This window comes from Alcanivorax sp. HI0083 (assembly GCF_001635175.1).
Window position 1 is genome coordinate 1 of the sequence record NZ_LWFX01001132.1, and the last position, 6,387, is coordinate 6,387.

7 protein-coding genes are annotated in these 6,387 nt (G+C 58.1%); 5 read left to right on the forward strand and 2 right to left on the reverse strand.

What is annotated here, in order from left to right; translation table 11 throughout:
* Window positions 1-127 precede the first annotated feature (127 nt).
* Window positions 128-883 (reverse strand): Fe-S cluster assembly ATPase SufC, encoded by a 756-nt coding sequence (sufC, locus tag A3754_RS15860; protein ID WP_063520486.1) that lies wholly within the window; start codon window positions 881-883, stop codon window positions 128-130.
* 75 nt (window positions 884-958) lie between these two features.
* The gene (gene sufB, locus A3754_RS15865; RefSeq protein WP_063520487.1) at window positions 959-2,398 is read right to left on the reverse strand and encodes a Fe-S cluster assembly protein SufB; all 1,440 of its coding nucleotides are present in this window, start codon (window positions 2,396-2,398) and stop codon (window positions 959-961) included.
* Window positions 2,399-2,711: 313 nt separating this feature from the next.
* Between sufB and ndk the strand changes: the two genes are divergently transcribed.
* The 5 genes from ndk to A3754_RS15890 form a co-directional block, all read left to right on the forward strand.
* Complete coding sequence (ndk, locus tag A3754_RS15870) at window positions 2,712-3,143, forward strand: nucleoside-diphosphate kinase (protein WP_007148916.1); 432 nt, start codon at window positions 2,712-2,714, stop codon at window positions 3,141-3,143.
* Window positions 3,144-3,226: 83 nt separating this feature from the next.
* Entirely contained in the window at window positions 3,227-4,369 is a 1,143-nt protein-coding gene (gene rlmN, locus A3754_RS15875; RefSeq protein ID WP_063520488.1) for a 23S rRNA (adenine(2503)-C(2))-methyltransferase RlmN, read from the forward strand.
* Window positions 4,369-5,154 carry a type IV pilus biogenesis/stability protein PilW gene (gene pilW / locus A3754_RS15880; RefSeq protein WP_063520489.1) on the forward strand — a complete coding sequence of 262 codons (786 nt, stop codon included), beginning with the start codon at window positions 4,369-4,371 and terminating at the stop codon, window positions 5,152-5,154. The genes rlmN and pilW overlap by 1 nt, the downstream gene beginning before the upstream one ends.
* The gene (locus A3754_RS15885; RefSeq protein WP_063520490.1) at window positions 5,151-6,056 is read left to right on the forward strand and encodes a RodZ domain-containing protein; all 906 of its coding nucleotides are present in this window, start codon (window positions 5,151-5,153) and stop codon (window positions 6,054-6,056) included. The genes pilW and A3754_RS15885 overlap by 4 nt, the downstream gene beginning before the upstream one ends.
* A 21-nt stretch (window positions 6,057-6,077) precedes the next feature.
* The coding region (locus A3754_RS15890) for a flavodoxin-dependent (E)-4-hydroxy-3-methylbut-2-enyl-diphosphate synthase (RefSeq protein WP_197468683.1) at window positions 6,078-6,387 on the forward strand (310 nt) is incomplete at its 3' end.

Sequence of the window (6,387 nt, forward strand, 5' to 3'; positions counted from 1 at the left end):
TCAGTCTTGCGCTCCGGGAAGCTGGCCGCTTCCAGGGCGGCCAGGGCATCGCCTTTGCTACCGCTGTTGTTTGCGTTGGTCAGCGCCTGGCTTTTCAGTTCCTGCGCCAGGGCAGAAGCGGAGAGACTCATGCGGACTCCTCTTCTCCGGTCAACCAGCCGTAGCCTTTCTCTTCCAGTTCGTGGGCCAGTTCCTTGCCGCCGGATTTGATGATCTGGCCGTTGGACAGCACGTGCACAAAGTCCGGCACGATGTAGTCCAGCAGGCGCTGGTAATGGGTGACCAGCACGATGCCGCGCTCCGGGCTGCGCAGGGAGTTGACCCCTTTGGCCACTGTTTGCAGGGCGTCGATGTCGAGGCCGGAGTCGGTTTCATCGAGCAGTGCCAGCTTCGGTTCCATCAAAAGCATCTGCATGATTTCATTGCGTTTTTTCTCACCACCGGAGAAGCCTTCGTTGACGCCGCGTTTGAGGAAGCTGGCATCCAGGTTGACCTGTTTGCAGGCGGCACGGGCCTGGCGGAGCAGGGTGACCGAATCCCACTCTTCCTTGCCCTGGGCACCGCGTACGGATTCCAGTGCCGCTTTGAGAAATTCCATGTTGGAGACGCCGGGGATTTCCACCGGATACTGGAAGGCCAGGAACAGGCCCGCCTGGGCGCGCTCTTCCGGTTCCAGGTCTGCCAGGCTGTTGCCTTCAAACAGGGCTTCACCGCCGGTGATTGCGTAGTTGTCACGACCGGCCAGCACATTGGCCAGGGTGGATTTGCCGGAGCCATTGGGGCCCATGATGGCGTGTACCTCGCCCGGGTTCACGGTGAGGTTGAGGCCCTTGAGAATCGGCTTGTCCGCCACGGTGGCGTGAAGATCACGAATTTCCAGCATGTTTTGATGCGCCTTTCGATTGGGCCGGGAATCCGACCCGAGTTAATTCAGGGTGTTGTTCGGTGAAGTCGGGGCTTAGCCCACTGCGCCTTCCAGGCTGACTTCCAGCAACTTGCCCGCTTCCACGGCAAATTCCATGGGCAGTTCCTTGAACACCTCTTTACAGAAGCCGTTCACGATCATGGAAACCGCCTTCTCCGGGTCGATACCGCGCTGGCGGCACAGGAACATCTGGTCGTCACTCACCTTGGAGGTGGTGGCCTCGTGTTCGATGGTGGCCGAGGGGTTTTTCGACTCGATGTACGGGAAGGTGTGCGCGCCGCAGGTGTCGCCCAGCAGCAGGGAGTCGCACTGGGTGAAGTTACGGGCGTTTTCTGCCCGGGGGCTGATCCGCACCAGGCCGCGGTAGCTGTTGCTGCTGCGCCCGGCGGAAATGCCCTTGGAAATAATGGTGCTCTTGGTGTTCTTGCCCAGGTGGATCATTTTGGTGCCGGTGTCCGCCTGCTGCATGTGGCGGGTCAGGGCCACGGAGTAGAATTCACCGATGCTGTTGTCACCACGCAGGATCACGGACGGGTACTTCCAGGTAATGGCAGAGCCGGTTTCCACCTGGGTCCAGCTGATCTTGCTGTTGTCGTGGGCCACGCCGCGCTTGGTGACGAAGTTGTAGATGCCACCCTTGCCGTTTTCGTCGCCGGGATACCAGTTCTGCACCGTGGAGTATTTGATCTCGGCACCGGGCAGGGCCACCAGCTCGACCACGGCGGCGTGCAGCTGGTTTTCGTCGCGCTGGGGGGCGGTGCAGCCTTCCAGGTAGCTCACATAGCTGCCTTCGTCGGCAATGATCAGGGTGCGCTCGAACTGGCCGGTGTTGGCTTCGTTGATACGGAAGTAGGTGGACAGCTCCATGGGGCAGCGTACGCCCTTGGGGATGTACACAAAGGAACCGTCAGAGAACACGGCGCTGTTCAGGGCGGCGTAGAAGTTGTCGCCCTTGGGTACCACTGAGCCCATGTATTTCTGAATCAGTTCCGGGTATTCCTGAATCGCTTCGGAAATGGAGCAGAAGATGACCCCGGCTTCCCACAGTTTTTCCTTGAAGGTGGTGAATACGGAAGAAGAGTCGAACACCACATCCACGGCCACGCCTGCGAGCATTTCCTGCTCGTGCAGGGGTATGCCCAGTTTTTCATAGGTGGCCAGCAGCTCCGGGTCTACCTCATCCAGGCTTTTCGGGGCGTCGTCCAGGCTCTTGGGCTTGGAATAAAAGGACACCTCGTTGACGTCGATGGGCGGGTGATGCAGGTGGGCCCAGTCCGGGGGAGTCATCTCCAGCCACTTGTGGTAGCTGTCCAGACGCCATTCCAGCATCCATTCCGGTTCGCCTTTCTTGGCGGACAGAAAACGGATGACCTCCTCGCTCAGCCCGGGGGGCAGGGTCTCGGTGTCCACCGTGGTGGTGAAACCGGCCTCGTAGTTGGAGCGAATCAGCTTGTCCAGTTCGGCTTGGCTCATAGATCGGGGCCTGCGGTTCAGGTGGTGTTGGAAATACCAGAGTAATTTAGTCGGGTATTATACGCCATTACAGGGCGCTGTCGAATAGGGGGCGAGGAAGAAAATGGGCGCCCCCGGCAACAGCAGAACATGGGCGCCTCCGACGGGGCGGCAACGGTATCATAATTCGCCCCGCTTGCGTATAATCCGCCGGTTCCAAGGGGTGGTGTAACTGACGGCTTTGACCGGTCAGCGATCACCCCTGTCATTGCCCCGGACAGCCCTTGCTGTTGCCGAGGACCACATTTAACGCAAATCTGGAGTGAACTGACTGATGGCTGTTGAGCGCACACTCTCTATCATCAAGCCTGATGCCGTGGCCAAGAACGTGATCGGCGAAATCGTTACCCGTTTCGAGAAGGCTGGCCTGAGCGTGGTTGCCATGAAAATGGTACACCTGAGCGACGAAAAGGCGGGCGGCTTCTACGCTGAGCACAAAGAGCGTCCTTTCTTCAAGGATCTGGTGGGCTTCATGACCAGCGGTCCTGTGGTTGTACAGGTTCTGGAAGGCGAAGACGCGGTTGCCAAAAACCGTGATCTGATGGGTGCTACCAACCCGAAAGAAGCCGAAGCCGGCACTATCCGTGCAGATTTTGCGGAAACAATCGATGCAAACGCGGTCCATGGTTCTGACTCCACCGAGTCAGCCGCCCGCGAACTGGCCTACTTCTTCTCCGACGAAGAACTGTGCCCGCGCGCCAGCTAATATCCGCTTGCGTGCAATACCAACCACGGCCTCGGGCCGTGGTTGGCGTTTAAAGGAAACCCGGTTTCCTATTGGAGAATGCTATGACTGCCCAACAGAAGGTAAATCTGCTCGGCCTTTCTCGCCCGCAAATGGAAGAGTTCTTCCTGACCATGGGGGAGAAAAAATTCCGTGCCCAGCAGGTGCTGAAATGGATCCACCACCACCAGGCGGATTCCTTCGAGCAAATGACCGATGTGGGTAAGGCATTGCGCCAGAAATTGTCCGAGGTGGCGGAAATCCGCGGCCCGAAGGTAACCCACGAGAGCATCAGCCGTGACGGCACCCGTAAATGGGTGTTCGAAATGGATAACGGCGGTGCCGTGGAAACCGTATTTATTCCCGATGGTCGTCGCGGCACCCTGTGTGTTTCATCCCAGGTGGGCTGCGCCGTGGATTGCAGCTTCTGCTCCACTGGCAAACAGGGCTTTCAGCGCGACATGACCAGCGCCGAGATCATCGGTCAGGTGTGGCAGGCAAGCCGCGCCTTTGGCCCGCGCCGTAACCTGGGTCAGCACCCGATTACCAATGTGGTGATGATGGGTATGGGCGAGCCGCTGCTTAATTACGACAAGGTGCTTACGGCCATGCGGATCATGAAAGATGATCTGGGCTACGGCATCGGTAAAAAACGTATCACCCTGTCTACCTCCGGGGTGATTCCGAAGATGAATCAGCTCAGCGAGGATTTGGATGTGTCCCTGGCGGTAAGCCTGCACGCACCCAATGACGAGCTGCGTAACCAGCTGGTGCCGCTGAACCGCAAGTATCCGCTGAAAGACCTGATGGCGGCCTGCAAGAGTTACAGCAAGAATATTACCCACCGCCATAACACCATCACCATGGAATATGTGATGTTGCGGGATGTGAACGACAAGCCGGAACATGCCCGCCAATTGGTTAAACTGCTTAACGGCATTCCCGTGAAGGTTAATCTGATTCCGTTTAACCCCTTTCCGCATGCCGGTTATGAGCGGTCACGCAAGAACGATATTTTGGAGTTCCACAAGTACCTGAATGACAATGGAGTAATGACCACGGTCAGGACAACGCGCGGCGATGATATTGATGCCGCTTGTGGTCAGTTAGTGGGGCAGGTGAAGGACCGCACCCGGCGCAGTGAGCGCTGGAAGGAATCCATTTTTCACCGCGCCGAACAAACCGATAACAACACAGCGCAGACCTAATGAAACGTTTTTTTCAGGTTATTTTTATCCTGTGTTTTGCAGGATTTTTGGCCGCCGGGTGTGTGACGGTGGACGATGGACCCAAGGTGAAAGTGGATGAAGCGGTAAATAGCCGTGTGGCCGCCGGGCTGCAGTACCTGCAGCAAGGCAGCCCGTCAGAAGCGCGCCGTCACTTTTCCCGCGCGCTGAGCCTGGATGATGACAGTGCCGTTGCGCACAACGCCATGGCCTTGCTTTATAAGTACGAGCAGGATCCCGCCAACGAAGAATACCATTACCGCAAGGCGCTGGATGCGGATCGCCATTACTCCCCGGCGCTGAATAACTACGGCACCTTGCTGTATGGCCGTGGCGAGTACAAGGAAGCGCTCAAGCATTTCAAGAAAGCCGCTAACGATCCGTCCTATGAAGGTCGCGGCAGCGCCTGGGAAAACATGGGCCGCTGTTACCAGAAACTGGGGAACGATGACGATGCTCGCAATGCCTATGTGAAAGCACTGCGCCTGAATCCGCGTTCCGTTCAGCCCAACCTGGAGTTGGCGCAACTGTATTTCGATGAAGATCGTGGCCGCCTGGCCTGGGATTATTACCAGCAATATGTACAGCGCACTGGTCGTCAGAGTGCCCGGGCCCTGTGGTTGGGGATTCAACTGTCCAATTCGTTGGGCTACCGCAACCAGCAATCCAGCTATGAGCTGGCGCTGGATAATTTGTACCGCCGCTCTGGCGAATACCGTCAGTGGCAGGAATGGAAAGCTGAGCAAGCAAAAGGAGCGCAGCAATGAGCGATGACATGGTGGTATTACCCGGCGAACGTTGTCGCAAAGCCCGTGAAGCCCAGGGCATGACCCAGGCACAGGCGGCCCAGCGTTTGCACTTGTCGCTGACCTACCTGCAGAGCCTGGATGCGGACGATTACGAGCGCTTGCCGGAAGCGACCTTTGTTAAAGGGTATCTGCGCAATTACGCGCGGCTGCTCGGGCTGCCGGCGGATGAAATCGCCAACACCTTCCAGCAAATGGTTAATGACGATGTGTTGGACAAGCCGCTGCAGTTGCCGTCCATTGCGCCGCCGCCTTCGGCCTGGCGAAAACCCGTGCTGATCGCACTGGCGCTGGCGGTGCTGGTGGCGCTGTTGTGGGCGCTCTGGCCTGCCAGCGGCGAATTGCCTGCGCTGCCGGAACAAACGCCGGCGACAGAGCAGGAGGCCGAGCTGAAAAACATGAATGACAGTGTTGGCGCTCAGCCCTCTGGCGGCGCTGTTGACGGTTTCGGTGGCATGGATTCCGGGGCTGCTCCGGCGAGCGCGGATCTTGACGGCGAAGGCATCACTGACGACGGTATGCAGGATGATGAGACTGATGCCAGCTCCGCTAGCGATCCCCAGGCTGATGGCAGCTCGGCTGAGCAGAGCGATGATGGCTCGTCCATGCTCGCGGCTAATGGTCTGGATCGTCTGCTACTCAGTTTCACCAGCAATTGCTGGATCAAGGTCACCGATGCCACCGGGCGCACTCTGCGCCAGGGCGAGCAATCCGGTGGCGCATCCCTGATGCTGGATGGTAAAGCGCCATTCAGCCTGACTCTCGGTAACGCCGGCGCGGTGGACGAGTTGCTGGTCAACGGCAGCGCTGTCACCTTGCCGACGGATTCCCCCGGTAAAGTTGTGCGAATCTCCGCTCCCTGATTCGCGAGGGTAGAAAACACCATGGAACCGGAAGTTAAAATCCAACGTCGTAAAACCCGCCAAATCATGGTGGGGAATGTCCCTGTCGGTGGCGATGCCCCGATCTCCGTACAAAGCATGACCAATACCGAAACCTGTGATGTGGACGCCACCGTTGGCCAGATCCGCCGTTTACAGGATGCCGGTGTGGATATCGTGCGGGTGTCGGTGCCGTCCATGGATGCCGCGGAAGCCTTTGGCAAAATTCGCAAGCAGGTGGATGTGCCGTTGGTGGCGGATATCCATTACGACTACAAGATTGCCTTGGCGGTGGCTGAGCAGGGTGTGGATT